Source organism: Pseudoduganella sp. RAF19 (assembly GCF_052114165.1).
In the GTDB taxonomy this organism is placed as follows: Bacteria; Pseudomonadota; Gammaproteobacteria; order Burkholderiales; family Burkholderiaceae_D; genus Rugamonas.
Map to the genome: position 1 here is coordinate 316,423 of NZ_JBFREF010000003.1, position 26,480 is coordinate 342,902.

Genomic DNA, 26,480 nt, shown 5'->3' on the forward strand with positions numbered 1-26,480 from the left:
AGTAAGTAATGACAACTGTGAATAACACCACGGCGACCGGACCATCCGCCGCACTGCTGAATGCCGTCAACCCGCAGACTGCGGCCACGGATAGCGTCCAGGCGGATCAGGACAAGTTCATGACCCTGCTGGTCACCCAGCTGAAGAACCAGGACCCGCTGAACCCGATGGACAACGCGCAGATGACCAGCCAGCTGGCGCAGCTGAACACGGTCACCGGCATCAACAAGCTGAACGCAACGCTGACCGCGATGCAAGCCGACCAGGCTTCGACCAACAGCATGAGCGCGATCAGCATGATCAACCATGGCGTGCTGGTGCCGGGCAATGCGCTGACGCTCACCGAAGGCAAGAGCCTGTTCGGCGTGGAGGTGGGCAGCCATGCGGACAAGCTGCAGATCGATATCCGCAACTCGTCCGGCAAGGTGGTGCAGTCCTTCTCCATGGACAACGTGGATGCCGGCACGCTGCCGCTGTCCTGGGACGGCAAAACGGCAGATGGCAAGACGTCGCCGGATGGCGCCTACACCATCAAGGTCACGGCCACCAGCGGCACCGACACGCTGAAGGATGCGCAAGCGCTGACCTTCGGCACCGTGGCCAGCGTGTCGACCGGCGCGGCAGGCGTCAAGCTCAATATTCCAGGCATCGGCCAGCTCGGCATGGCTGATGTGAAACAAGTTTTGTAAGTCACACCTGATAGGGGAATACCATGTTCCAGCAAGGACTCAGTGGTCTGAACGGCGCAGCCAAATCTCTGGACGTCATCGGCAATAACATCGCCAATGCCAGCACCGTCGGCTTCAAAGGCTCGCAAGCGCAGTTCGCCGATCTGTACGCGAACTCGCTGAACGGCGTGAGCGGCACCAACGCCGGTATCGGCGTGAACGTCGCCCGCATTGCCCAGCAATTCACGCAGGGTAATATCGAGACCACCAACAATCCGCTCGACGTCTCCATCAACGGTGGCGGCTTCTTCCGCCTGACCCAGAACGGCGTGGTGCAGTACAGCCGCAACGGCCAGTTCCACATGGAGAAGGATGGCACCATCGCCAACTCCACCGGCGCGACCCTGACCGGCTACCTGGCTACCAAGGATGGCGTGATCCTGCAAGGCGCACCAGTGCCGATCAAGATCGACTATTCCGACCTGACTCCGGTCGCCACCACCAAGGCCAACCTGGCGCTGAACCTGAGCTCCACGTCCGAAGTGCCGAAGACCGTGCCTTTCAGCGCCATCGATCCGACTTCGTACAACAAGCAGATGGTGACCACGGTGTACGACAGCCTGGGTAATTCCCACGTGATGTCCACCTACTACGTGAAGACCGACGCCAACAACTGGGACGTGTATGCCGCATCCGACGGCACCGAAGTGGTGGCGCAGGCGGTGGCCGCTTCCATCCTGACGGATCAGGGTGTGAGCGATGCGCGCAATGCCTACCTGGCTGCCGTGCGCGCCACGCCGCCGGTGCAGTCCGACATTGATGCCGCCGCCGCTGCTTACGCACAAGCTGCCGGTCCGGTGATGCTGGCTGCTGCCCAGGCGGCAGGCGCATCGCAGGAGCAGCAGGACAAACTGACTGCCGCCTTCGATCCGACCTCCGGCGTGGGCACGGTTTCCGGCACCAATCCTGACGAGATCAATCTGAAGCTGCAGCAGGCGGTTGCCGTGCCGGCTGTGAAAGTGGCGTCCCTGGTGTTCGACCAGAACGGCCAGCTGAACGCCGCTGCGATGGCCGCGCTGACCCCGCCGCAGACGCTGCCGATCACCATCAGCCTGCCGATCTTCCCGAGCACCGGTTCGGCGCAGCCGCTGACCATCACCACGTCCTTCGATGGACTGACTCAGTACGGCAGCCCGACCAGCGAAAAACCATCGACCCAGAACGGCAATTCCTCCGCCAGCCTGGAGCGTTTCTCGGTGGACGAAAACGGCATGATCATCGGCCAGTACAGCAATGGCGGCTCGCGCAACCTGGGCCAGATCGCCATGGCGAACTTCGCCAGCCCGGACGGCCTGATCCCGCTGGGTAACAACGCCTGGGCCGAAAGCTCGGCGTCCGGCTCGCCGCAGATCGGCGTACCGAACTCCGGCGGCTTTGGCGTGCTGCGCTCGAACTCGGTGGAATCGTCCAACGTCGACCTGACGGAAGAGCTGGTGAACATGATCACCGCCCAGCGCGTCTACCAGGCCAATGCGCAGACGATCAAGACCGAGGACTCGATCCTGCAAACCCTGGTCAACCTGCGTTAATAGGCTGAACCATGGACCGCCTCGTCTACACGGCCATGACTGGCGCCAGGCATATCCTGGACCAGCAGGCCACCACCGCCAACAACCTGGCCAACGCCACCACCACGGGCTTCCGCGCCCAGCTCGACTCGTTCCGGGCCGTGCCGGTGGTGTCGGAGGGCCTGCCCACGCGCACCTTCGTGGTGGACAACACCGTGGGCGCGGACTTCCGCCAGGGCACAATGCAAACCACGGGCCGCGCGCTCGATGTGGCAGTGCGTGGCGATGGCTGGCTGGCCGTGCAGTCGGCGGACGGTTCCGAAGCCTATACCCGTAATGGCAGCCTGAAGGTCAGCGAGAACGGCCTGCTGCAAACCACCAGCGGCCAGACCCTGGTGGGCGAGAATGGTCCGATTGCCATTCCGCCCGATACCGATGTGGCAATTGCCGTCGATGGCACCGTCAGCGGCATTGCGATGAATCAGACCCAGCCGGGTCCGGCGAACATCCTGGGCCGCATCAAGCTGGTCAATCCTGACACCAAGGGCATGGTACGCGGCGACGATGGCCTGTTCCGCAACCAGTCCGGCCTGCCTGCCGATCCCGACCTCAACGTGCGCCTGGCCGATGGCACGCTGGAGGGCAGCAACGTCAATCCGATTGACGCCATGGTCAATATGATCACCTTGGCACGCTCCTTCGACACGCAAATGAGCCTGTTGAAGAATGCCGAAAATAACGCGGCAAAAGCCACCCAGATCCTCGCTTTGAGTTGATCATTCCCACGAGATAATGCTTGCGTAGGAATACCGTTAAGGAGCAAGCAAAATGATTCGATCGTTGTGGATTGCCAAGACTGGCATGGAGGCGCAGCAGACCCAGATGGACGTGACGTCCAACAATCTGGCGAACGTCAGCACCAATGGCTTCAAGAAGTCGCGCGCCGTATTCGAAGACTTGCTCTATCAGAACGTGCGCCAGCCTGGTGCCCAATCCTCCCAGCAAACGCAGCTGCCATCCGGCATGCAAATGGGTACCGGTGTGCGTCCCGTCGCTATCGAGCGCATTCACACCCAGGGCAACCCGACTTCCACCGGCAACGACAAAGACCTGATGGTCAACGGCAATGGCTTCTTCCAGGTGCTGCTGCCGGACGGTACCACCGCGTACACCCGCGACGGCTCCTTCCAGCGCGATAACAATGGCCAGATGGTGACGTCCAGCGGCTACGTGCTGCAGCCAGCCATCACCATCCCGATCAATGCGCAGAGCATCACCGTGGGCCGCGACGGCACCGTGTCCGTGACCTTGCCGGGCCAGGTGGCGGCGCAGCAGATCGGCAATATCCAGCTCGCCACCTTCATCAATCCGACCGGCCTGGAATCGAAGGGCGAGAACCTGTACGTGGAAACCGGCGCTTCCGGCGCGGCAACGGCCAATCAGCCCGGCACCAATGGCACTGGCGTGGTGCTGCAGGGCTATGTGGAATCGTCCAACGTGAACGTGGTCGAGGAAATGGTGAACATGATCCAGACCCAGCGCGCATACGAGATCAACAGCAAGGCCATTACGACTTCGGACCAGATGCTGCAGAAGCTGGGCCAGATGTAAGGAAGTTTGCGATGAAGATTCTGTCCCTCGCCGCTGCTGCCTTGCTGCTGGCTGGCTGCGCCGGCACCACGCCGCCATCCATCGTTTCCGGACCAACGACGGCTCGTCCCTTGCCGCCCGCGTATCCGCGTGTCGCACAGAACAATGGCGCGATCTTCCAGAACAGCACCTTCCGTCCAGCGTTCGAAGACCGCCGCGCGCGTCATGTGGGTGATGTGATCAACGTCGTCATCACCGAAAACACCACCGCCAACAAGGCCGGCGCCAGTTCCGGCAACAAGTCCGGCAGCGTGAACTTCGGCGTGCCGGGGCCGCTGCAAAGCCGCCTGGGCACCAATGTCGCCACCAGCGCCGACAACAAATACGCCGATGCCGACAACCAGTCCGCATCCAACACCTTCCGCGGCACCATTGGCGCGACCGTGGTGGAAGTGCTGGAAAACGGCAACTTGATCATCGCGGGCGAAAAACAGATTGCGATGAACAAGGGCACGGAATTCATCCGCATTTCCGGCATGGTGAATCCGGACTCGATCGCGTCCAACAATAGCGTGGCCTCTACCGCGATTGCCGATGCGCGCGTCGAGTACCGCACGAATTCCCATCTGGACAAGACGGAGCTGCAATCGATGGCTTCGCGCTTCTTCCTCAGCCTGCTGCCATTCTGATGATGAAAACGATCAAGCTCCTGTCCCTCGCTTTCTCGCTGTGCTCGGCGCTGGTGCTGGCGCCGCAGGTGCACGCCGAACGCATCAAGGACCTCGCCAGCATCGCCGGCGTGCGTCAGAACCAGTTGATGGGCTATGGCCTGGTGATCGGCCTCGATGGCACGGGCGACCAGACCACGCAAACGCCATTCACCGTGCAGAGCGTGGCGTCCATGCTGCAATCGCTGGGCGTGACACTGCCGGCCGGCACCAACCTGCAGCTGAAGAATGTGGCGGCCGTGATGGTCACCGCTTCGCTGCCGCCGTTCGCACAGCCCGGCCAGTTGCTGGACGTGACCGTATCCTCCATGGGTAACGCGAAAAGCTTGCGCGGCGGTACGCTGGTGATGACCCCGCTGAAAGGTGCGGACGGCCAGGTGTACGGTATGGCGCAGGGCAATATCCTGGTGGGCGGCGTTGGTGCGCAAGCGCCGGGCGGCGGCACGCAGGTCGTGGTGAATCACCTGTCTGTCGGCCGCATCAGCGGTGGCGCGACGGTGGAACGCGCCGTGCCGAGCAATGTGGGCGAGGGCGGCCAGATCCGCCTGGAACTGAACAACACCGATTTCGCCACCGCCAGCCGCGTGGTGGAAGCGATCAACAACAAATACGGCGCGGGCGTGGCGTACGCGCTGGATGGCCGCACCATTCGCGTGACCGCGCCATCGTCCAGCGACCAGCGCGTGGCCTTCATCGGCCAGCTGGAAGCGATGGATGTGAGTCCGGCACGCCAGGCTGCCAAGGTGATCATGAATGCGCGTACCGGTTCCGTCGTGATGAACCAGGAAGTGACGCTGGAAACCTGCGCCATCTCGCACGGCAACCTGACCGTGTCGATCAGCAGCGAGCCGCAGGTGAGCCAGCCGAATCCCTTGTCCGGTGGCCAGACGGTGGTGACCCAGGCCAGCCAGATCGATATCAACAAGGCGCCGGGCAAGGTGCTGATGCTGAAGGGCGGCGCCAATCTGGCGGAAGTGGTGAAGGCATTGAACGCCATCGGCGCATCGCCGCAGGATTTGCTGGCCATCCTGCAAGCCATGAAGGCTGCGGGTTCGCTGCGCGCTGAACTGGAAATCATCTGAGGCCATCATGATCCGCCAGAACACGCCAACCGACCTCAGCAGCAATTTCGCGCTCGACAACAAGGGCCTGAGCGAGCTGCGCCAGGGCGCGCGCGCCGGTTCGGCCGACGCCACCCGGGCGGCAGCCCAGCAGTTCGAGTCCATGTTCGTCAACATGATGATGAAGAGCATGCGCGACGCCACGCCGCAGGACGGCATGATGGACAGCCAGCAAACCAAGATGTTCACGTCCATGCTCGACCAGCAGACCAGCCAGACCATCGCCAAGCGCGGCCTGGGCCTGGCCGATGTGCTGGTGCGCCAGTTGAGCAAGGCACAAAGCGCGGTGCCCGATGCAGCGACCGGCACGGACGATGCGTTCTCGCGCACCATGCTGGATGCGGCCAAGCTGCAGAAGTCGATCGAGGCCGCTGGCGGCGCCGCCGGCACCAGCAGCGCAAGCAGCAGCGACAGTTCCAAGCCGGCCCACGTCAAAGCCTTCCAGGACAAGCTCGGCAGCCACGCCGAAGAAGCCAGCCGCGCCACCGGCATCCCGGCCAAGTTCATGCTGGGCCAGGCCGCGCTGGAATCGGGCTGGGGCCGCCGCGAGATCAAGGGCCGCGACGGTACCAACAGCCACAACCTGTTCGGCATCAAGGCTGGCGCGGACTGGAAGGGCAAAGTAGTCGAAACGACCACAACGGAATACGTCAACGGCAAGGCGCAGAGCAAGGTTGAGCGTTTCCGCGCTTACGACAGCTATGCGGACAGTTTCAAGGATTACGCCAAGCTGATTGCAAGTAACCCACGCTACGAAAAAGCCCTTGCCAGTGCCAGCAGCGGCGATGCCGCCGGTTTCGCCAAAGGCTTGCAGCGCGCAGGCTACGCCACCGATCCGAACTACGCAGTGAAGCTGGCCAGCATTATCAAGAAAACACTGGCCTGATGTTACGCACGGTTGCAAAGGGCTATTTCAAGTTTCGGGTATTCTGGCCGTAAACTGTCCATATCGAGTTAAGGTAATCAGTCAATGTCTCTTCTCAGCATCGGCAAGAGCGGTTTGTTGGCAGCCCAGGCGGGCCTGTCCACCACTGGACACAACATCACGAATGCCAACGTGCCGGGCTACAGCCGCCAGACCGCCATCCAGAGCACCACGCCGCCGGTAAACACGGGCGTGGGCTTCATCGGCACGGGTACAGAAGTGTCGTCCATCCGCCGTTCCTACGACGATTTCCTGACCAAGCAGGTGTGGGGCGCGGAGGCGAATCAATCGCAAGTCGATACTTACCTGACCCAGATTAGCCAGATCGACAACTTGTTGGCCGACAGCACGGCCGGCCTGTCGCCTGCGCTGCAGGATTTCTTCAAAGGCGTGCAGGACGCCAACTCGAACCCGTCGTCGGTTGCATCGCGTGAATCGATGCTGTCCTCGGCCAATACGCTGGCCGCGCGCTTCCAGAGCCTGAACGATCGCTTCCAGGAAATCAGCGATGGCGCGACGACCCAGATCAACTCGACCATTGGCCAGATCAATTCCTATGCGACCCAGATCGCCAAGCTGAACCAGGATATTGCCCGCCTGACCAACGATCCGAACAATCCGCCCAACGACCTGCTGGACCAGCGCGACCAGCTGATCACCGAGCTGAACAAGAACGTCAAGCTGACGGTGGTGCAGGGCGACAACAATATGCTGAACGTGTCCTTCGGTACGGGACAACCGCTGGTGGTCGGCGCCAACACCTATCAGCTGGCGGCCAGCAGCTCGCCGACCGATCCGAGCCGCATTTCCGTCGGCTATCAGACGGGCAGCAAAGTTTCGCCGCTGCCGGATGATGTGTTCAACGGCGGCTCCATGGCCGGCCTGCTGCAATTCCGTAATACCGTGCTGGACAAGGCTCAGAACCAGCTGGGCCAGATCGCGGCTGGCCTGGCCACTTCCTTCAATGCGCAGCACAAGCTGGGCCAGGACCAGAACGGCGATCCGGGCCAGAACTTCTTTGGCGACATCACCGGTTTCGTCGGCTACGATTCGCGCAACTCGCCGACCAGCACGCTGAATGTGGTGGCCACGATCAAGGACGCGTCGGCCCTGACCAGCAGCGACTACGACCTGAATTTCGACGGCACGAATATGGTGCTGACGCGCGCCTCCGATGGCCAGAAGACCACCATCACGACCAATCCGCAGATTGTGGATGGCGTGGAATACAACATCAGCGGCGTACCGGCCAGCGGTGACCACGCGCTGGTGCGTCCGACCTATCAGGCAGCGCAGCAGCTGAAGGTGGTGCTGACCGACGCGTCCAAGATTGCACTGGCGGCGCCGATCTCGACGTCGGCGCCGACCACCAACAAAGGCACCGGCAAGATCGATGCGGGCAGTGTGGACCAGATCTATCTGCAGCCGGGTAACGCGCTGACGTCGCCGATTACTCTGGACTATGACCTGGCTGGCAACACCATCAACGGTTTCCCGGGCACCCAGCAGATCGACGTGACCGTGAACGGCACGACCACCAGCTATCCGGCTGGCACCACCTCGATTCCTTACACCGACGGCGCCAAGATCACCTTCGGCGGCATCAGCGTGACGCTGAGCGGCAAGCCGGCCGATAACGACACCTTTACGATTGGTCCGAATACCTCGGGTGTGGGCGACAACCGCAACGGCGTACTGCTGGCGGGCCTGCAATCGAAAAACATCCTGGACAAGGGCACCGCCACCTTCCAGGGCTCGTATGCCCAGATGGTGAACTTCGTCGGCAACCGCGCGCGCGAGGCGCAGATCGGCAGCGATGCGGCGCAGACCGCGGTGGAACAAGCCACGACCCAACAACAGAATGTATCCGGCGTGAACCTGGATGAAGAAGCTGCCAATCTCTTGCGATATCAGCAAGCCTACCAGGCGGCTGGCAAGGTGATGCAGATTGCCAGCACGCTGTTCGATACGCTGCTGCAGCTGGGCGGCTAAATATCGTCGGGCAACTGCCGTTAATAAGGCAGTGGTCCGGAAAGGAATAGAAGCATTATGGTAATGCGCATCAGCTCCAAAGCAATTTTTGATAGCGGCGTGACTCAGCTGAGCAGGCTGCAGACCTCGCTCGCCAAGACGCAGAACCAGCTGTCTTCCGGCTTGCGCGTGCTGACTCCGGCAGACGATCCGATTGCCAGCGCACGCGCGCTGGAAGTGACCCAGTCGCAGTCGATGAACGCGCAGTTCCAGACCAACCGCGACAATGCGCGCAGCTCTCTGTCCCAGGTGGACCAGGCGCTCGGTTCGGGCACCAGCCTGCTGCAGGACATCAAGACCCTGATCGTGAACGCCGGTAACGGCAGTCTGAGCCAGACCGACCGCGAAGCGCTGGCAACGGAACTGGATGGCCGTCTGGCCGACTTGATGGGCGTGGCCAACACGGCCGATGGTGCGGGCGGGTATCTGTTCGCCGGCTATCGTTCGTCCACGCTGCCATTCACGCCTACCGCAAGCGGCGCCGCCTATCAGGGCGATTCCGGCCAGCGTGAGCTGCAAGTGGGCTCCTCGCGCCAGCTACCGATCAGCGCATCCGGTGCGTCCATTTTTGAGAACAATGTCACCGGCAACGGCACTTTCCAGACCGCGGCCGACCCAGCCAATTACGGCCGTGGCGGCACCGGCGTGATCTCGCCCGGTTCGGTGAAGGACGCCAGCCAGCTGACCGGCCACCAGTATTCGATTGCCTTCACCGTGACGCCAGCAACACCCGGCACACCGGCTACTTACGCCTACAGCGTGACCGATGTGACCACGGGCAATCTGGTGACGCCAACGCCTGTGCCTTACAAGGAAGGCGAGAGTATTGCCTTTGACGGCATGCAAATGTCCGTCAGCGGCGCGCCGGCCAACGGCGATGTGTTCACGGTGGACCCAAGCCAGAACCAGTCCATTTTCAAAACCGTGAAAGACCTGATCGGTGCACTGCGCGCCGGCGGCAGCGGTCCGGCCGGACAGGCACAGCTGACCAATGCGCTGAATATCGCCAACTCGAACGTCGATTCGGCAACGGACAATATGCTGTCGGTGCGCGCAACCGTGGGCGCCAATCTGAAAGAGCTGGACTACCTGGACAGTTCCGGTGACGACTTGAAACTGCAATACGCGACGACGCTGTCGAATCTGACGGAAGTGGACCCGGTGGTTGCCATTTCCCAGTTCACGCAGCAGCAGATCAATCTGGAAGCGGCGCAGAAGTCGTACAAAGAAATCACCAGCTTGTCGCTGTTCAACTTCATCTAAGCGCTTAGCGTCAATAAAAAAAGCCGGTCGCGTGACCGGCTTTTTTTTCGCCTGGGCGGGCCGGGTTGCCCCGGCCCTTCAGCTTATTTCGCCGCCAGGATGCCGTGCAGGGCAGGGCTCTTGCGGAACCAGTCAGTGTCCGCATGCGCCAAGCCCGAAGCAGCAGCACCGCCCGCGTTCTGGAAGTGCTCGATCTGCTGTGTCAGCGAAGCGACGCTGGTGGCCAGTGTGCCGGCAGCGTTGCCCGCTGCCGCATCTGCCGGGTTCAGCATCGGCAGACTGTTTGCGGCGGTGCTGGCCGACTCCGTGTTGCCTGTGAACTCGCCAATCGCATTGCTCAGGGAATTCACTTTCGCGCGCATCGAGGTCTGGAACCACACGTCGGCCACTTCATGCTGGCTGCCGTCCGTGCTGGTGTAGCTGGACTGCTGGCCGATCCAGTTGCCGTTATCGAGCGCACTGGTGGCCTGGCCTTTCGCCGACAAGCTGGCGATGTGGAGTTCGTCCAGCGTCTTCAGCTCGCCGGATTCGCTGATGCCATCCGCATTCGCATCCACCCACACGCGCAGGTCGGCGAACGCCGCGTCCTTGCTGTCGATGACGCCATCCTTGTTGGTATCGAGGTCGCCAAGCGCATTGAAGCCATCGCTCGCCTTGCCACCACTGGACAGCGGCGACGCCGTGCCGAACAGCTCGCTGCCATCGTTGATGACCCCATCGTGGTTGCGGTCCAGTGCCAGCAAGCCGTCGCCGGAACCAACCCAGCCGGTGCTTGCCTTGTCGCCGCTGGCCGCAATGTCGAATTTCACACCCGCCGCCAACGACAGAGTGCGGATACCATTGCCATCCAGGTCCAGCACCAGCGGGCTGACCAGACCGGCAGCGTCGCGCTGGTCCGGCGTCATGGCTGCCAGCTGCGCCGTCGTCAGCGCAGCCGCCTGGGCCGAGCTGAAGGCAGCAAACTCGGTCACCGACATCGACACCAGCTGATCGCTGGTCAGCGCCTTGATCTGCGGCGACTTCAGCGCGCGCACCTGTGCGGTCGACAGGATGCTGACCTGATTGGTGGACAGGAACGTAATCTGCGTGGTCGACAGCGCACCTATCTGCGCTGTCATCAGCGAACCGATTTCGTCGGCGCTCAGGGCCTGCAGCTGGTCGGAATTCAGTGCTACCAGTGCCCGCGTGGCCAGCGTGGCAATCTGGTCGCTGGTCATGGTCGCCAGTTGCTGGGTGCCGAAACCGGTTGCCTGGGCGCCGTTAAGCTGCGACATCTGTGCCGTCGTCAGCGTATTGGCCAGCGTTGGGTCCATCGCTGCGAATTGGGCCGACGACAAGCCGCCAATCTGGCCGGTTGTGAAGACAGACAGCGTCCCTATGCTCAGCAATTGATCGGCCGTGAGGCCCTTGATCTGTGCGCTGGCCAGCGCCTGCAATGTCTTCGTGCTCAGCTGGCTGATCTGATCGGTACTCAGTTCACCGATCTGGTCGGTACGCAGCGAAGTCAGCTGAGTCGTGCTCAAGGCCTGGATCTCGCCAACAGTCAGAGCGGCCAGCTGGTCGCTGCTCAGTCCGCGCAGCGCCCCAGTGCTGAGAGCGCGTACCTGGGCGGTACTCAGCTGGTTGATCTGGTCCGTATTCAGCCAGCCAATCTGGCGGCTGCTGAGGCCGCTGACCTGCAAGGTGGTCAGCGTACTCATCTGCGGCTGATCGAAGGACGCCAGCTGGGTAGAATTCAGCGCGCCGATCTGCAGCGAGGTCAGAGGTTTCAGCGTGCTCAATGCGTCCAGCTGGGTGGCGCTGAGGGCGCCGATCTGCAGTGTGTTCAGCGCGGCGAGTTCGGTTGTCGTCAGCGCACCGATTTGCTCGCTGCTCATTATCGCAATCTGGGCGGTTTTGAGCGTGCTCAGCTGGGCCGTGGTCATCACTGCCAGGTCGCCGGCATCGATTGCCAGGATCTGGTCAGTGCTCAGCGTGCCGATCACGGACGCGGTGATCGCCTTCATTTGCTGGCCGGTCAGCGCGGTGATCTGGCTCGGACTCAGGTAGCCGAACTGCTTGCTGTTCAAGCCGGCGATCTGGGCCGTGCGCAGGGTCTGCAGGTGGCCGTCATCGAGCGACATGAACTGGTCGCTGGTCAGCGCCGCGATCTGGCTGGTGCCGAAACTGCCGAGATTGCCCATGTAGCCGAGCTGGTCGGAGGTCAGGGCACGTACTTGTACGCTGGTCATGGCATTTAGTTCGGCCGTGGACAGCGACTGCATTTGGTCGGAACCGAAGACGCTCAGCTGGTCCGTTGTCAGCGAAACGAATTGCTGCGTGGTCAGCGAAGCCAGGTCGCCGAGCTCCATCGCCAGCAGCTGGTCGCTGTTCAGGGCGCGCAGGGCGGAAGTGCTGAGCGCGCGCATTTGCTGCGAGCTCAGCGCAATGATCTGGTCGGTGGTCAGGGCCTGGCTCTGGCGGCTGGTAATGCCAGCAATCTGGGACGTGCTCAGCCCCGCGATCTGGTTGGCATCCAGCTGCGAGATGCGGTCGGTTGGCAGGGCAGCGATCTGGGTCGAGGTAAGACCCTTCAATGGGCCGAGCAGCAGGAACTGGTCAGGCGTCAGGAAGGACAACTGCAGCGTGCTCAGGGCCGCGACCTGCTTGGACGTTAATGCCATGACCTGATCGCTGCTCAGCACTGCCAATTGGTCCGAGTTCAGAGCACGGATCTCGTCGGTACGCATGGCTGCCAGATCGCCCAGTTCCAGATACTGAATCTGGGTCTGCGTCAGCGCATTGACAGCACGCGTGGACAGCGATGCCACCTGGCGTGAGCTGAGATTTGCAATCTGGTCTGGCGTCAGGTTCTGCACCTGGCCTGGACTCAAGGCGGCGATGCCCGCGGTACTCAGAGCGCTGATCTGGTCGGTTGTGATCGCCAGCAGCTGGTCAGTGGTCAGTGCTGCCACCTGAGACGATTTCAGCGCCGCCAGGTCCTGGTACTCGATCCACGGAATCTGGTCGGTAGTCAGTGCCTGGATGGTGCGGGTTGCTAGGGCGCCATACTGGGAAGTGGTAAGCGCAATCACCTGATCGCTGTTCAGGAAGCCGATCTGGGTTTGCGACAGGCCGGCGATCTGGTTGGTTTTCAGCGAGCCGATCTTGTATGGATCGAGCATGACGATCTGGTCACTGGTCAGCGCATGCATTTGCGCGCTGGTCAGGCTGATCAGGGTGGGCAATGCAGCGATCTGGTCTGTGCTTAGCAGGTTAATCTGATTGGTGCGCAGGGCAGCGATCTCAACGGATGTCAGCGAACTGATCTGATCGGTGCTGAGGGTCAACAATTGGTCGCTGGTCAGCGACGCCACCTGCGCCGTCTTCAGAGCAGCCAGGTCGCCGAACTCGATAAATGGAATCTGATCCGTGGTCAGGGCTGCAATGGTGCGCGTGGATAGCGCACCGTACTGCGTCGCGGTCATGGCGATAATCTGGTCGCTGGTCATCACCGCGATCTGGACCGGCGTCAGCGCGGCGATCTGCTTCGTGCTCAGCGCCACCAGGTCGTCGGTGGTCAGTGCCAGGATGCGGTCGGTGCTGAGAGCGGCAATCTGCTGGGTCGTGTAATCGATGACATTGCCCAGTGCAGCCAGCTGGGCCGGCGTCAGCGCCGCCAGCTGGGTTGGCGACAGCACGGCGATTTCCTGGCTGGTCATCGCGCGCAGCTGGTCCGTGGTCAGCGCCTGCATCTGGTCGGTGGTGAAGGCGGTGATCTGCAGCGTATTCATGGCCTTCAGATCCGGCAATTCGATGGCCTGGATCTGGTCGGTAGTCAGTCCGCGAATCGTGAACAGGTTCAGAGCGCGGATCTGCGCCGAGTTCATCAATGCGATTTGCGCTGTGCTGAGGCCGCTGATCTGGGCGCTGCTTAGGCCTGCAATCTGGTTGGTCTTGAGCGCCATGAAATCCGGAACGGATAACGACAACAACTGGTCCGTGCTCAGCGCGGCGATCTGGGCCGAGCCCATTGAGGCCAGCGTAGACAGCGCATCTATCTGGTTGGTGCTCAGCAGATTGAGGTAGCGGGTCGGCAGCGCAGCGATTTCCTGCGTTGTCAGCATTAGCATTTGAGTCGGCGTCAACGCCGTCAGCTGGTCGCTGCCGAGGTTGATGATCTGGGCTGTGGTGAGCGCGGCGACATCCGGCAACGACAGCGCCTGCACCTGGTCGCTGTTGAGCGCGTTCAGCACCGGCGAGGAAATGGCGCGGATCTGCGTGCTGGTCAGCGAGAAGATCTGGTCGGTACTGAAGAACGGAATCTGGGCCGAGGTGAACGCGGCAATCTGGTTGGTCTTCAGTGCCGCGACCTTGGCCGGCGTCAGGGCTGCGATCTGGTCACTGTTCATGCCGCGAATCTGGGCCGTGCCCAGCGCTGCCAGGGAATTGAGCGCGCCCAGCTGTGCCGAGCTGAGTGCCCCCAGCTGGCGCGACGTCAATGCCGCCACTTCCGTAGAAGTCAGTACGGAGAGCTGCAGTGTGGTCAGTGCTGCGATCTGGTCCGTGTTCAGGGTCTGAATCTGGCGCGAGTTCAGGACAATGATGTCGCCCAATTCGATCGCCGCAATCTGGTCGGTATTCAGGCCTGCCAGCGCTTGCGTCGTGAGACTCTTCACTTGCTGGGTCGTCAGCGCCACGATCTCGTCGGTGGTCAGCGCGCCAATTTGAACGCTGTTCAGACCGGCCAACTGGTTTGTCTTGAAGGTCGGAATGGCCGACGGATTCAGGCTGGCAATCTGGTCTGTCGTCAAGCCGGCAATCTGACGGCTGTTGAGCGGTGCCAGCGTGGCGAGCCAGCCGATCTGCTGGGTAGTCAGCGATGCAATTTGCTGCGTAGTCAGGGCACCGATGTCCGCCGTTGGCAGAGCCGCGAACTGGGCACTGGTGAAGGCCGCCAACTGATCGGTCGACATCGCGGCAATCTGATTGCTGCGCAGCGCTTGCAGGTCAACGATTTCGATGGCGGCGACCTGGTCGCTGGTCAGCGCATTGAGTGCCGACGTGCTGAGCGAGCGCACCTGGGCCGTATTCAACGCGACGATGCCATCAGTGGTGATGGCACGGATCTGATCGGACGTCAGCACGGCGATCTGATTGGTTTTGAGACTCCCCAGCGCGCCCAGACTCAGGGCAGCGATCTGGTCGGTAGTCAGCGCGGCGATGGCAGCCGTGCTGAACGATGCCAGCGAGGGCAGGGCGTTCAGCTGCTGGCTGGTCAGGGCGCTTTTCTGAGTCGGCGTCAGCGCGGCAATCTGCTGCGTGGACATGGCGGCAATCTGCTGGGTGCTCAGCGCGCGGATCTGGTCCGTGTTCAGCGTGTTCAGCTGGTTAGAGCGCATCGCCTGCAAGTCGTTAAGGGCGATGGCGCCGATCTGGTCGGTGTTCCAGCCTTGCAGGCCAGCCGTGGACAGGGCGCGGATCTGGGCCGTGGTCAATGCAATGATCTGATCAGTGGTCAGTGCAGCCAGTTGCTCGGAGCGCAGGAAACCGACCTGGCTGGTCTTCAGCATGGTCAGGTCGGCAGTGGTCAGCGTCGCGATCTGGTCGCTGTTCAGCACGGCGATCTGCGTGGTGCGCAGGGCGCCCAGGTCACGTAGAGCATCCAGCTGGGTGCTGCTCAGGGCCGCCACTTGGGTGAGCGTCAGCGAGGCGATATCGGCGGTGCTCAGGTTGAAGAGCTGATAGGTGTTCAGCGCTGCCAACTGCTCGGTACCCAATGCCTGGATCTGGCGCGTCGTTAATGCTTGCAGGTCGACGATCTGCATGGCGCCCAGCTGGTCGCTGTTCAGGCCCGCCAGCGCGGACGTCGTCAGCGCGCGCACCTGGCCGGTGCTCAGGGCGACGATCTGGTCAGTCGTAAGCGCCACGAGCTGGTCGCTGCGCAGTCCAACGACCTGGCCGGTGCTCAGTTTGGCCAGGTTCTGCGTCGCCAGTGTGGCCAGCTGGTCGGTGGTCAGGAAACCGATCTGCTTGCTGCTCAGACCCGCGTAATTGGAGAAGGCGCCCAACTGGTCGCTGTTCAGCGCCGCCAGCTGATCGCTGTTCAGCACGCGGATGTCGGCGGTGGTCAGGGCTTTGATTTGCGCGGTGGTCAGTGCAGCAATCTGTGCGGTGTTCAGCGATGCCAGCTGGCTGGTCTTGATGCCGGGCACGTCGCGGGTTTCGATGGCGCCAAGCGCATCGGTCCCAAGCGCCGCCAGCGCCGCCGTGCTCATGGCGGCCAGTTGCGCGCTGTTGAGCGCGACCAGCTGGTCCGTGGTCAGGGCGTGGGCCTGATCGCTGTTGAGCGCGGCCATCTGCTTGGTGGCCAATCCAGCGATGATGGCCGTCGTCAGATTGGCGATCTGATCGGTGGTCAATGCGCCGATCTGGCGGCTGTTCAACGCACTGAAATTCTTCAGCGCGTCCAGTTGATCGGTGGTCAGAGCCGGCAGCTGGTCGGTGGTCAGAGCCGCAGTTTCCGCCGAAGTCAGCGCCCTGATCTGATCCGTGTTGAGTGCCAGCAGCTGGTCTGTGCTGAGCAGTGCGATTTGCGAGGTCAGCAAGGCCGCAATGTCGCGGGTTTCGATAGCAGCCATCTGGTCGCTGTTGAGCGCGGCCAAAGTCTGGCTGCTCAGCTGTTGGAACTGAGCGGTGGTGAGAGCGACGATCTGATCGGTATTGAGTGCGGCGGCCTGGTCGCTGCTGAGCAGGTTAAGCTGGCTCGGTGCGAGCGTGGCCAGCAAGCGCGTGCTGAGCGCGGCAATTTGAATCGTGGTCAGGCTGCCCACCTGCGTGCTGCTGAGCCCCGCCAGCGATTTGAGCACAGCGATCTGATCGGTGCTCAGCATCTGAATCTGGTCGGTGGTGAGCGCCCGGACTTCCTGCGTGGTCAATGCACCGAACTGGTCCGTGGTCAACGCTTGCAGGTGAGACGAATCGAGGGCTGCGATCTGGCGCGTGGAGAGGGCAGCGATATCGCGGGTTTCCAGGGCGGCAATCTGCTGCGTAAACAGCATGTTCAGCACGGCCGTCGGCAGGCTGCCCAACTGAGCACCCGTCATGGCGATCAGCTGGTCAGAGGTCATGGCCTGCCATTGCAAGTCATAGAGCCCGGTCAGTTGTGATGAACTGAGCGTGGCGACGTCCTGCGTGCCCAGAGTGGCAATCTGGTCTGTTGTCAGGCCATTGATTTGCAGCGTCGTCAGCGGCAGCAGAGATTGCAAGGCGTTCAGCTGGGTGCTGGTCAGCGCAGCGATCTGGTCCGGACGCAGAGTAGCCAGCGCGCTCGAATTCAGCACCAGCAATTGGGAAGTGGTCAATGCGCGGACCTGGTCGCTATTCAGACCCAGCAGTTGATTGCCGCTCATGAAGCGGAAGTCATTCGTTTCGATGTAGCCGATCTGGTCAGTCGTCAGATTGCCCAGCGCGCCCGAACTTAGGCCCGTCACCTGGGCGGTGGACAGGGCAATGATCTGATCGCTGTTCAATGCCTGCAGCTGGAAGTCGAGCAGAGAACTGAGCTGACCTGCATTCAGGGTCGCGATGTCGCGTGTCTCCAGCACGGACACCTGCAGCGAGGACAGCGCTTGCAACTGGGCGGAGCTGAATGGGGCAAGCGTGGACAGTGCTTGTATCTGATCGGTGGTCAACGCCCCAATCTGGTCGCTGTTCAGAGCTGCGAGTTGCTGAGTACGCAGTGCATTCACTTGCGTGGTGCCCATTGCCTGCACCTGGGCCGCCCATAAGCTGTTGATCTGAGAACTGCTCAGGGCAACGAGATCGCGCGTTTCCATTGCTGCGATCTGGTCGGTGTTCAGCACGCTCAGGCTGGCTGTTGACAGGTTGGCAAACTGCGTCGTGTTCAGGGCTACGATCTGGTCGGTGGTCAGGGCCGCCAGCTGATTCCCATTGAAAGCATTGACCTGGCTGGTCGTGAGATAGTCCAGCGTTACCGTGGCAAGGGCGCCAACTTGCTGGCTGGACAGACCAAAAATCGCGCTGGTATTCAGTGCACGGATCTGGGCGGAAACGAGCACATTCAGCTGATCAGAGTACAGACCGCCTGTCTGGCGCGAGTTGAGCGTCGCAAACTGCTGGGTTTGCAGGACGCGGACATCGTCGGTGTTGAACGCGGCTAGCTGGTCCGAGGTCAGACCGGCAAACTGGCGGGTCGACAGGCCGCCCAATTGGCTCGTGGTCATCACGGCAATATCTTCCGTGACGATGGCAGCAATCTGCCAGCTATCGAGCGCAGCGAGCTGTACATTGCTCAGCAGGACAATTTGATCGGTGTCAAATGCCGCAATGAAATCCGTGGGCAGACCGGCCATCTGCTGGGTAGTGAAGACCGGGATCTGATCGGTGCTGTACGGTATGCTCATAAACTGCGCTCTCCAAAGGCCTCCCCATGATATGACGGGGATTGCCGTACGGAAATCAAAAAAATGTAAAAGTCTGTCGGCTGGCGACAGGCTCCCTATGACGCGGGACGCGGTTGCACCAACTTGGTGCGTTGCTCTGCCGCATCACGGGGCAGTTGGCGGCTCTTTTCGACGCCTTGATTGAACAGCGCTTGCAGGGGGCCGGACAAATAGGGCAGGGTCATCACCACCACCAGCATGCCTGCGCCGAGGGTGATGGGGAAACCGATGCCGAACAGGTTCAGCTGGGGCGCTGCTCTTGTCAAAATGCCTAGTGCCACATTGGTAATCAGCAGCGCCGCCACAATAGGTAACGACAGCTGAAGGCCTGCGCTGAAGATCTTGGCGCCCCAATCTGCTAAATGTTTGAAGCTGGCGACGCCCATTGGCAAGGCGCTAATTGGCGCCGTGATAAAACTTTCGGCCAGCGCTTCGATCAATACCAGGTGGCCATTCACGGCCAGGAACAGCATGGTCCCGACCAGCGACAGGTACTGGCTGATGGCCGAAGAGCGGCCCTGGGAATTGGGGTCAAAGAAGGTCGCAAAGCCGAGACCCATGGTCAGGCTGCTGATCTCGCCGGCGAACTCCACCGCGCCGAATACGATGCGCATGGAAAAGCCCATGGCGATGCCGATCAGCGTTTCCTGCGCCAGGATCAGGAAGCCGGCCAGCGACGCCGGATCGGCGGCGGGACCGGCCGGCACGACGGGCGCGATCACGATGGCCAGGCTAAGACCCAGCAGCAGCTTCACGGTAATCGGCACGCGGGTGTGGCCGAACACCGGCGAGGCCGTGATCAGGCCGAGGATGCGGGCAAGCGGCCACATCAGGCCGGCCACCCAGGTGCTCATCTCGGCGGAGGTGAGGGTCAGCATGCCCGGCTTAGTTGACCAGGCCCGGGATGCCCGTGAGGATCTGGCGCATGTAGTCGGTCATGATGGACAGCATCCATGGACCGGCCACCACGAGGGCGACAAACACGCCCACCAGCTTGGGAATGAAGGACAGCGTGGCTTCGTTGATCTGGGTCGCGGCCTGGAAGATCGACACGATCAGACCGATCACCAGCGCCACCAGCAGCAGCGGCGCGGCCACCATCAGGGTGACTTCCATCGCCTGGCGCGCCATGGTCATAACGGTTTCCGGGGTCATGGCGCCTCCTTAGTAGAAACTCTGGGCGAGTGAGCCGATCAGCAGCTGCCAGCCGTCCACCAGCACGAACAGCATGAGCTTGAAGGGCAGGGAAATTACCGCGGGCGACATCATCATCATACCCATCGACATCAGCACCGAAGCCACCACCATATCGATGATGAGGAAGGGGATGAAGATGGCAAAGCCGATCTGGAAAGCCGTCTTCAGCTCGCTGGTAATGAAGGCCGGCACCAGGATGCGCAGCGGCACATCTTCCGGACCTTGCAGGGCAGGGCTGCGCGAAATCTTGACGAACAGCGCGAGGTCGGACTGGCGCGTCTGCTTCAGCATGAAGGTCTTCAGCGGCGCCGCGCCGCGTTCCAGCGCCTGCGTCATGGAGATCTTGTTTTCTTCCAGCGGCACATAGGCCTCCGTGTAGATGCGCTCGAACACCGGACCCATCACGAAGAAGGTAAGGAACAATGCCAGACCGACCACCACCTGGTTGGGTGGCGCCGACTGCGTGCCCAGTGCCTGGCGCAGCAGGGACAGCACGATGATGATGCGCGTGAAGCCCGTCATCATCAGCAGCGCGGCCGGGATGAAGGTCAGCGCCGTCATCAGGATCAGGGTCTGCAGCGTCAGGCCATAGCTGACGCCGCCGCCCGGTGCCGGCGTGCTGGAGAAGGCGGGGATAGTCGGTTCGGCGGCCGCGATCAGCGGCATGCTCATGGCCAGGAAGGTCCCCAGCCAGCGCGCAACCTGCAGATGCTTATTTGCCATTGCGCTTTTCGATTGTCTGTTTGAACCACTCGGCGAAATTCGCGCCGGGCAGCGGCGTGGCGCTGGCCAGATCGGCTTCGCTCATTTCCTGGCGCTGCATGGTGGCCAGCGCGTTCATGCGGCCGGGCGAGGCGCCCACCACGATCCATTGATCACCTACTTCAACCACCAGGATGCGTTCGCGGGCACCGACGCTCAGCGCGCCCACCAGCTTGACCGTGGTGCCGCCGGTGACCGTCTTTGGACCGAAGCGCTTCAGCAGCCAGGCCAGACCGACCAGCAGGGCGATCACCAGGGCCAGCGAGAAGATGGTCTGCATCAGGCTGCCCACCGCCGATGGCGCGGGTGGCAGGGCCGAGCCAACCTGGGCTGCCGGACGCGCGCCGGCCAATGCCGCTTGCTGCTCGGGTGTGGCTGGGGCCGCCGCAGCGGGCGCAGCCGGGGCCGCCGGCACAGCGTCGCTGGCCTGGGCTGCCGCTGCATCGGCCGGACCGGCGGAGGTCGCAGCCGGCTTGGCGCTGGTGGAAATGGTATCGGGAGCTTTGGCGCCTTGCTGGGCCAGTGCTGGGCCAGCGGCCACGAGGGCCGCGACCAGGGTGACAGACAATAAACCTTGCTTCATTTATTCAGTTTTCGGATACGTTCGGAAGGCGTGATGATGTCCGTCAGGCGGATACCGAACTTGTCGTTCACCACCACCACCTCGCCCTGTGCAATCAGGCAGCCATTGACCAGCACGTCCATAGGTTCACCAGCCAGGCCGTCCAGTTCCACCACCGAGCCCTGCGCCAGTTGCAGCAGGTTCTTGATGGCGATCTTGGTGCGGCCCAGTTCCACCGTCAGCTGGACCGGGATGTCGAGAATGAAATCGATATCGTTATGCGTTTCGGTCTTGCTGGCAGTCTTGGAAAAATCCTTGAAGACGGCGGCAGTGGCGGCCTGGTTCTGCATCGCGGCAGCTTCGGCAGCGGCCTGCTCGGCGATCGCGGCACCCCAATCGTCGTCCAGGTTCTGATCGTCTTGATTGTCAGACATGTTTCTCTCCTAAATTCCTTACTTGCCGAGGTTATCGGCATTGGACAGCAATTTCTCCACTAAAAGTGCGTATTGTCCGTTCATGACGCCATAAGTGCAGTCGAGCACGGGCACACCGTCCACAGTCGCTTCGATGGTTTCCGGAATCGTGATCGGAATGACATCTCCGACCTTCATGTTCAGGATTTCATCGAAATTGACCTTGGCCGTGCCGAGGCGCGCCACCAGCTCGACTTCAGCGATCTGGATCTGCTGCGTCATCAGGCGAATCCAGCGCTTGTCCACTTCCAGCGCCTCGCCTTGCAGCGAGGAGGTCAGCGCATCGCGGATCGGCTCGATCATCGAATACGGCATGCAGAAGTGGATCTGGCCGGACACCGAACCCAGTTCAACGGTAAATGTGGAGGCCACCACCACCTCGTTCGGCGTGGCGATGTTGGCGAACTGCGTATTCATTTCGGAACGGATGTACTCGAACTCGACGGGGTACACCGGCTCCCAGGATTTGGTATAAGCCTCGAACACGATATCGAGGATGCGCAGAATGATGCGCTGCTCGGTCTGGGTAAAGTCGCGGCCTTCCACGCGGGTGTGGAAGCGGCCGTCGCCACCGAACAGGTTATCGACCAGCAGGAACACCAGGCCCGGATCGAACACCATCAGGGCCGTGCCGCGCAGCGGCTTCATGTGCACCAGGTTCAGATTGGTCGGCACCACCAGGTTGCGGATGAACTCGGAATACTTCGACACGCGTACCGAACCGACCGACACTTCCGCGCTGCGGCGCAAGAAGTTGAACAGGCCGACACGCAGCAAACGGGCAAAGCGTTCATTGATAATTTCCAGGGTCGGCATACGGCCCCGGACGATACGTTCCTGAGTGGCCAGGTTGTATGTCCGGACGCCCGCCACCTCTTCAGGCGCGGCGACGTCATCCTGATCGCCGTTGACGCCCTTCAGAAGGGCATCAACTTCTTCCTGTGAGAGAAAATTATCCGCCATGATGCTTGAACGACTTTACTGAATGATAAAGGACGTGAACAGCACTTCGGTCACATCCTGCTCGGCGCCGCCGGCTTCAAACGGCTGCTTCACGGCCTGCATGATTTCCTGGCTCAGCTGCTGCTTGCCTTCTGGCGTGTTGATCTCGGACGCATGCTTGCTCGACAACAGCAACAGGATGCGGCTGCGCACCTTCGGCATATTGGTCTTGATCAGCTCCACCTCTTCCAGCGTACCGACTTGCAGGGTGAAGGTCAGCTGCAGATACTGCTCGCCGTTTTCCGGCTGCAGGTTGACGGTGAAGGGCTCGACCGGCACGTACACCGGCGGCCCGGAATTCTTGGCTTTCTTGGTCTTCTTGGCTTTGGGCGCATCTTCTTCCGCATGGTCGGCGCTGCCCTTCAGCATGAACCAGGCCGCGCCACCGCCGCCGGCCAGGACCAGGACGAGCACAGCGACAATGATAATGATGAGTTTCTTTTTCGAGCCACCGCCAACCGGGGCTGCTTCTGGCTTCGCCTCAGCCTTCATTTTTGGATTCGCTTTCAAATTCGCCCTTGCATGCTATCGAAGTGGATCATGACGCCATTATGTCATTATCGGGAAGGTGGAAGGAGTGAGATACGCCGAAAAGAAGGGCTAAGAAGCCGCTAATCTCCCTTTCCGTGGCGAAACAGGCAATGGCGGATCGATGATCCGCCGTCTTCGATCAGGCGAAAGTGTCGACCGCGCCCAGGACGCTGGTGCGGCGCGGGGTGGCGGTGGCTTGGACGTTGCTGACGCCGCTATCGTTGCCGCCGCCCTGGCCGGCACCGCCACCATTGCCGCGTCCACCGCGTCCGGATGTTGACGCTTCGGCAAATGCCTGCTGCTGCCCCGGATCGCCGGCCGAGACACTGGTCTGGCCCAGCTGAATGCCGGCCTCGCTCATCATTTCGCGCAGTTTCGGCATGGCGTTTTCAATCGCCTGGCGGACTTCAGGCTGGGCGGCCGTAAAACTGGCGCTGGCCTGGTCGTTGGACACGTTCAGCACCACGTGCAGTGGTCCCAGATCCGGCGGATTCAGGGTCAGCGAAGCGCTCTGGTCGCCGCCAGCCACCATCCAGACCACTTTCTGGCCCAGTTGCTGGTCCCAGCCCTGGCTGCCCACGCGGGCTTGCAGCTGGTTGCTGGCGACGGCGTTCGCGGCCTGAGCAGACGCGGCCGCATTGGTGGCGATCGGCGCAGCGACCGCGACCGGCTGCGGTGCCGGTTCGGGAAGCTTGACTTGGGCTTCGGCCTTCAGCTCTTGCGGCTTCAGCTCGGCGCGCGGGGCGGCGCCTTCCACTTTGGCTTGCTGGGTTTGCAGAGCGGTGGTGTCGGATTTCGATTCGGTGACTGGCTTGTCGCTCGGCAGTGCGTCGGTCGTTGGCTTGGCCGCGGAAGCGGTAGCGTCCGGCTTGACTGCCGAACGGGTTGCGGCGGCGAGCGCGGCGGCCGTATCGGCGGCATCGCTGATGGCTGGCGCGGCGGCAGCCGGTGCATCAGCCGGTGCGGCGTCGGCCTTGCTGCCTTTGGCCGCAGCGGCTTTGGCCAGCGCGGCAGCGAAGTCGGCCGGTGTGGCGGTCTGAACGGATTGTTCGGTTGCTGCGGCAGCGGCGGCATCAGCTGGCGCCGTGGCAACGGCCTTGGCGGCGGCAGCATCGGCTGCGGCGTCAGCTGCCAAAGCCGCGGCATCGGCAGCGCTGGCGGCCGCAGCTGCAGCGGCGGACGAGGCGGCATCGGCAACGCCGCTCACGCCAGTGCCGGCGGCGGCCGCGTCGGTGGTGGCGGCGCTGGTCGTAGGCGCGGCCTGAGCCGCGGTTGCGCCATAGCCCATCATGGCCAGCAGGGCAGCGGTCGAATCGGCCGTCGCAGCTGCGGCCTGGCTGGCGTCATCGGCGGCAGGCGCGGCCTCGGCGCTGGTGTCCGCGGACGTATCGGATTTCTGGCCGGCCGGTGCGGACGCGTCGGCCTTGGCCGGCTCATTCGCCTGGCTGGCTGGCGCCTTATCGGCCTCGGCTGGTTTGGACTGTTGCTGCGCTGCGGGCTTGGCTTGCTGGGCAGGCGCGCTCGATTGCTGCTTTGGCGCAGGCGCGGCCTGGCGCGTTGGCGCTGGCGTCGGCGCGGCCGGCTCTGGCTGTTTTGCCATCTCGCGCGACAGTGCCTGCTGGAATTGCTGGCCTTCATCCGCCGAAGTGAATGCAGCGCGCGTCGTCGGCAATGCGTTATTGCCGAGAGGGGAATTCTGAACAGTCTGAGTCTGCATAGCGGTTAGCCGTACTTAGCGTTTGAAAAATGCCTGCCGAGAGGCGTGCTCGTCCATGGCTTTCTGGTCGCGCTTGGCTTCCACCTTGAGCGCCTGGGCTTCAGCCCGCTCGCGCAAAGTCGAAAACGACATGCGCTTGCGCTCGGCATTCTGCCACTTGCTCTTTTCCTGCTCGCCACGCGCCTGGCTGTGCTTGACCACCTCCTCTTGGCCCTTGATCGCGCTGTCCAGTTTTTCCATGAAAGCCTGGAAGTTGCGATAAGCCATGGGGGTGATGCCTGCCTGCTGGGATGCGTCGAAGCGGCGACCGTATTCGTCGCGGTAGCCGATCAGCATATTCAGCTTCTCTTCTGCGTCACTGACAGCCTTGAGCGCCGCGCCGAGCCGCTTTGCGCAGTCGTCGGTCTCACGCTGAGCCAGATCAATCAGGGTTTCCAGTTGCTGTGTCGAGGCCATGATGGTCAATTATAGGCACGGCAGAGTCAGTCAATCAGTCGAATAACGAGGATAATTGCCCCAAGCTCTCGCCCATGTCTACTCGTTCAGTGATTTGCTGTTGCAGAAAATGCTCAATTTTTTCATGCAAGCTAATCGCCTGGTCCAGCACAGGGTCGGTGCCTGGCGTGTAAGCGCCCACGGCAATCAGGTCGCGGCTGCGTTCATATCGGGAAAACAACTGTTTCAGCCGGCGTGCGGAATTCTGGTGATTGTGCGAGGTGATCGAGTGCATCGCGCGGCTGATTGACTGTTCGATATCGATGGCCGGATAGTGGCCCGCTTCGGCCAGGCGGCGGTTCAGCACAATGTGGCCGTCCAGGATCGCGCGGGCGGAGTCGGCGATCGGGTCCTGCTGGTCGTCGCCCTCGGTCAGCACAGTGTAGAAGGCGGTAATTGAACCGCCGCCCAGTTCGCCATTACCGGCGCGCTCGACCAGCACCGGCAGCTTGGCGAACACCGATGGCGGATAGCCTTTGGTTGCAGGCGGCTCGCCGATGGCCAGCGCAATCTCACGCTGCGCCATGGCGTAGCGGGTCAGCGAGTCCATGATCAGCAGCACGTTCATGCCCTTGTCGCGGAAGTGCTCCGCAATTGCGGTGGAATAGGCGGCGCCCTGCATGCGCATCAGCGGCGGCGTATCGGCCGGAGCGGCCACCACCACCGAGCGGCGCAAGCCTTCCTCGCCCAGGATCTGTTCGATGAATTCCTTCACCTCACGGCCCCGTTCGCCGATCAGGCCAACGACGATAATGTCGGCTTCCGTGTAGCGCGCCATCATGCCCAGCAGCACCGACTTGCCGACACCGGAACCTGCGAACAGGCCCATGCGCTGACCACGCCCCACGGTCAGCATGGCGTTAATGCAGCGCACGCCAACGTCCAGCGTTTCCACAATCGGTGCGCGGCCCAGCGGATTGGCAGGACGCACATTGATCGGCGCCGAATCGGTGGTTTGAATAGGCCCCAGCCCATCCAGCGGACGGCCGGCGCCATCGACCACGCGACCCAGCAGCTCTTCGCCAACCGGCAGGTGGCGCGCACGGTCGCTGGGGCGGCGGCGCGGGTGGGTCACGGAGCCTGGCTTCGGTACGCTCTGTTCAACCGGGAATACGCGCGTGCCGGGAATAATGCCTTCCACATCGCTCTGCGGCATCAGGAATAACTTGTCGCCTTCGAAGCCGACCACTTCCGCTTCCACACGGCCGCCGGACGGCAGGGGTACGGTGCAGGCAGCGCCGACAGCCAGGCGCAGGCCGACCGCTTCCATCACCAGGCCCGCCACGCGCGTGACGCGGCCCGAGATCTGCATCGGTTCGACGAAATCGATCAGCGTGGCGCAATCGTTCAGATAAGCGCGCCAGCGTCCGGCGTGTGGAGCAGTGAGGTCGGCAGCGCCCATC

The 26,480-nt window shown here is 62.2% G+C and carries 20 protein-coding genes; 9 read left to right on the forward strand and 11 right to left on the reverse strand.

Annotated elements, in window-relative coordinates:
- Positions 1-8: 8 nt before the first annotated feature.
- The 9 genes from AB4Z19_RS09335 (at position 9) to flgL (ending at position 9,894) form a co-directional block, all read left to right on the forward strand.
- Positions 9-689, forward strand: a complete 681-nt coding sequence (locus AB4Z19_RS09335; RefSeq protein ID WP_442035087.1) for a flagellar hook assembly protein FlgD — start codon at positions 9-11, stop codon at positions 687-689.
- A gap of 23 nt (positions 690-712) precedes the next feature.
- Positions 713-2,257 carry a flagellar hook protein FlgE gene (locus AB4Z19_RS09340; RefSeq protein ID WP_442022195.1) on the forward strand — a complete coding sequence of 515 codons (1,545 nt, stop codon included), beginning with the start codon at positions 713-715 and terminating at the stop codon, positions 2,255-2,257.
- An 11-nt stretch (positions 2,258-2,268) separates the two neighbouring features.
- Positions 2,269-3,012, forward strand: coding sequence for a flagellar basal-body rod protein FlgF (gene flgF, locus AB4Z19_RS09345; protein WP_442035089.1), 744 nt, complete (start codon positions 2,269-2,271; stop codon positions 3,010-3,012).
- A 52-nt stretch (positions 3,013-3,064) separates the two neighbouring features.
- Positions 3,065-3,847 carry a flagellar basal-body rod protein FlgG gene (gene flgG, locus AB4Z19_RS09350; protein WP_442022199.1) on the forward strand — a complete coding sequence of 261 codons (783 nt, stop codon included), beginning with the start codon at positions 3,065-3,067 and terminating at the stop codon, positions 3,845-3,847.
- A gap of 11 nt (positions 3,848-3,858) precedes the next feature.
- Positions 3,859-4,515 (forward strand): flagellar basal body L-ring protein FlgH, encoded by a 657-nt coding sequence (locus AB4Z19_RS09355; RefSeq protein WP_442022201.1) that lies wholly within the window; start codon positions 3,859-3,861, stop codon positions 4,513-4,515.
- 2 nt (positions 4,516-4,517) lie between these two features.
- Positions 4,518-5,636 (forward strand): flagellar basal body P-ring protein FlgI, encoded by a 1,119-nt coding sequence (locus AB4Z19_RS09360; RefSeq protein ID WP_442035268.1) that lies wholly within the window; start codon positions 4,518-4,520, stop codon positions 5,634-5,636.
- A 7-nt stretch (positions 5,637-5,643) separates the two neighbouring features.
- Entirely contained in the window at positions 5,644-6,561 is a 918-nt protein-coding gene (gene flgJ, locus AB4Z19_RS09365) for a flagellar assembly peptidoglycan hydrolase FlgJ (protein WP_442022203.1), read from the forward strand.
- Between the two features lie 84 nt (positions 6,562-6,645).
- Positions 6,646-8,592, forward strand: coding sequence for a flagellar hook-associated protein FlgK (gene flgK / locus AB4Z19_RS09370; RefSeq protein ID WP_442022205.1), 1,947 nt, complete (start codon positions 6,646-6,648; stop codon positions 8,590-8,592).
- A gap of 63 nt (positions 8,593-8,655) precedes the next feature.
- Entirely contained in the window at positions 8,656-9,894 is a 1,239-nt protein-coding gene (flgL, locus tag AB4Z19_RS09375; RefSeq protein ID WP_442022207.1) for a flagellar hook-associated protein FlgL, read from the forward strand.
- An 83-nt stretch (positions 9,895-9,977) separates the two neighbouring features.
- Here the strand turns inward: flgL and AB4Z19_RS09380 are convergent, their stop codons facing one another.
- The 11 genes from AB4Z19_RS09380 to fliI all read right to left on the reverse strand — a co-directional run bounded on the left by AB4Z19_RS09380 (position 9,978) and on the right by fliI (position 26,479).
- On the reverse strand, positions 9,978-18,299 hold the full coding sequence (locus AB4Z19_RS09380) for an iron-regulated protein frpC (protein WP_442035091.1): 8,322 nt from the start codon (positions 18,297-18,299) through the stop codon (positions 9,978-9,980).
- Positions 18,300-18,394: 95 nt separating this feature from the next.
- Positions 18,395-19,216, reverse strand: coding sequence for a flagellar biosynthetic protein FliR (gene fliR / locus AB4Z19_RS09385; RefSeq protein ID WP_442027229.1), 822 nt, complete (start codon positions 19,214-19,216; stop codon positions 18,395-18,397).
- 7 nt (positions 19,217-19,223) lie between these two features.
- Positions 19,224-19,493 (reverse strand): flagellar biosynthesis protein FliQ, encoded by a 270-nt coding sequence (fliQ, locus tag AB4Z19_RS09390; RefSeq protein WP_442027231.1) that lies wholly within the window; start codon positions 19,491-19,493, stop codon positions 19,224-19,226.
- Positions 19,494-19,502: 9 nt separating this feature from the next.
- On the reverse strand, positions 19,503-20,258 hold the full coding sequence (gene fliP, locus AB4Z19_RS09395; RefSeq protein WP_442035093.1) for a flagellar type III secretion system pore protein FliP: 756 nt from the start codon (positions 20,256-20,258) through the stop codon (positions 19,503-19,505).
- On the reverse strand, positions 20,248-20,880 hold the full coding sequence (fliO, locus tag AB4Z19_RS09400; RefSeq protein ID WP_442025464.1) for a flagellar biosynthetic protein FliO: 633 nt from the start codon (positions 20,878-20,880) through the stop codon (positions 20,248-20,250). The genes fliP and fliO overlap by 11 nt, the downstream gene beginning before the upstream one ends.
- Positions 20,877-21,293: a flagellar motor switch protein FliN gene (gene fliN, locus AB4Z19_RS09405; RefSeq protein WP_442025463.1), complete on the reverse strand. Its 417-nt coding sequence runs from the start codon at positions 21,291-21,293 to the stop codon at positions 20,877-20,879. Before fliN ends, fliO begins: the two co-directional genes overlap by 4 nt.
- A gap of 18 nt (positions 21,294-21,311) precedes the next feature.
- Positions 21,312-22,295, reverse strand: coding sequence for a flagellar motor switch protein FliM (gene fliM / locus AB4Z19_RS09410; RefSeq protein WP_442025462.1), 984 nt, complete (start codon positions 22,293-22,295; stop codon positions 21,312-21,314).
- A 15-nt stretch (positions 22,296-22,310) separates the two neighbouring features.
- On the reverse strand, positions 22,311-22,826 hold the full coding sequence (gene fliL, locus AB4Z19_RS09415; RefSeq protein WP_442025461.1) for a flagellar basal body-associated protein FliL: 516 nt from the start codon (positions 22,824-22,826) through the stop codon (positions 22,311-22,313).
- 178 nt (positions 22,827-23,004) lie between these two features.
- Complete coding sequence (locus AB4Z19_RS09420; RefSeq protein ID WP_442035095.1) at positions 23,005-24,582, reverse strand: flagellar hook-length control protein FliK; 1,578 nt, start codon at positions 24,580-24,582, stop codon at positions 23,005-23,007.
- A 15-nt stretch (positions 24,583-24,597) separates the two neighbouring features.
- Entirely contained in the window at positions 24,598-25,038 is a 441-nt protein-coding gene (fliJ, locus tag AB4Z19_RS09425) for a flagellar export protein FliJ (RefSeq protein WP_442025466.1), read from the reverse strand.
- 34 nt (positions 25,039-25,072) lie between these two features.
- Positions 25,073-26,479: a flagellar protein export ATPase FliI gene (gene fliI, locus AB4Z19_RS09430; protein ID WP_442035097.1), complete on the reverse strand. Its 1,407-nt coding sequence runs from the start codon at positions 26,477-26,479 to the stop codon at positions 25,073-25,075.
- Between the last annotated feature and the right edge of the window lies 1 nt (position 26,480).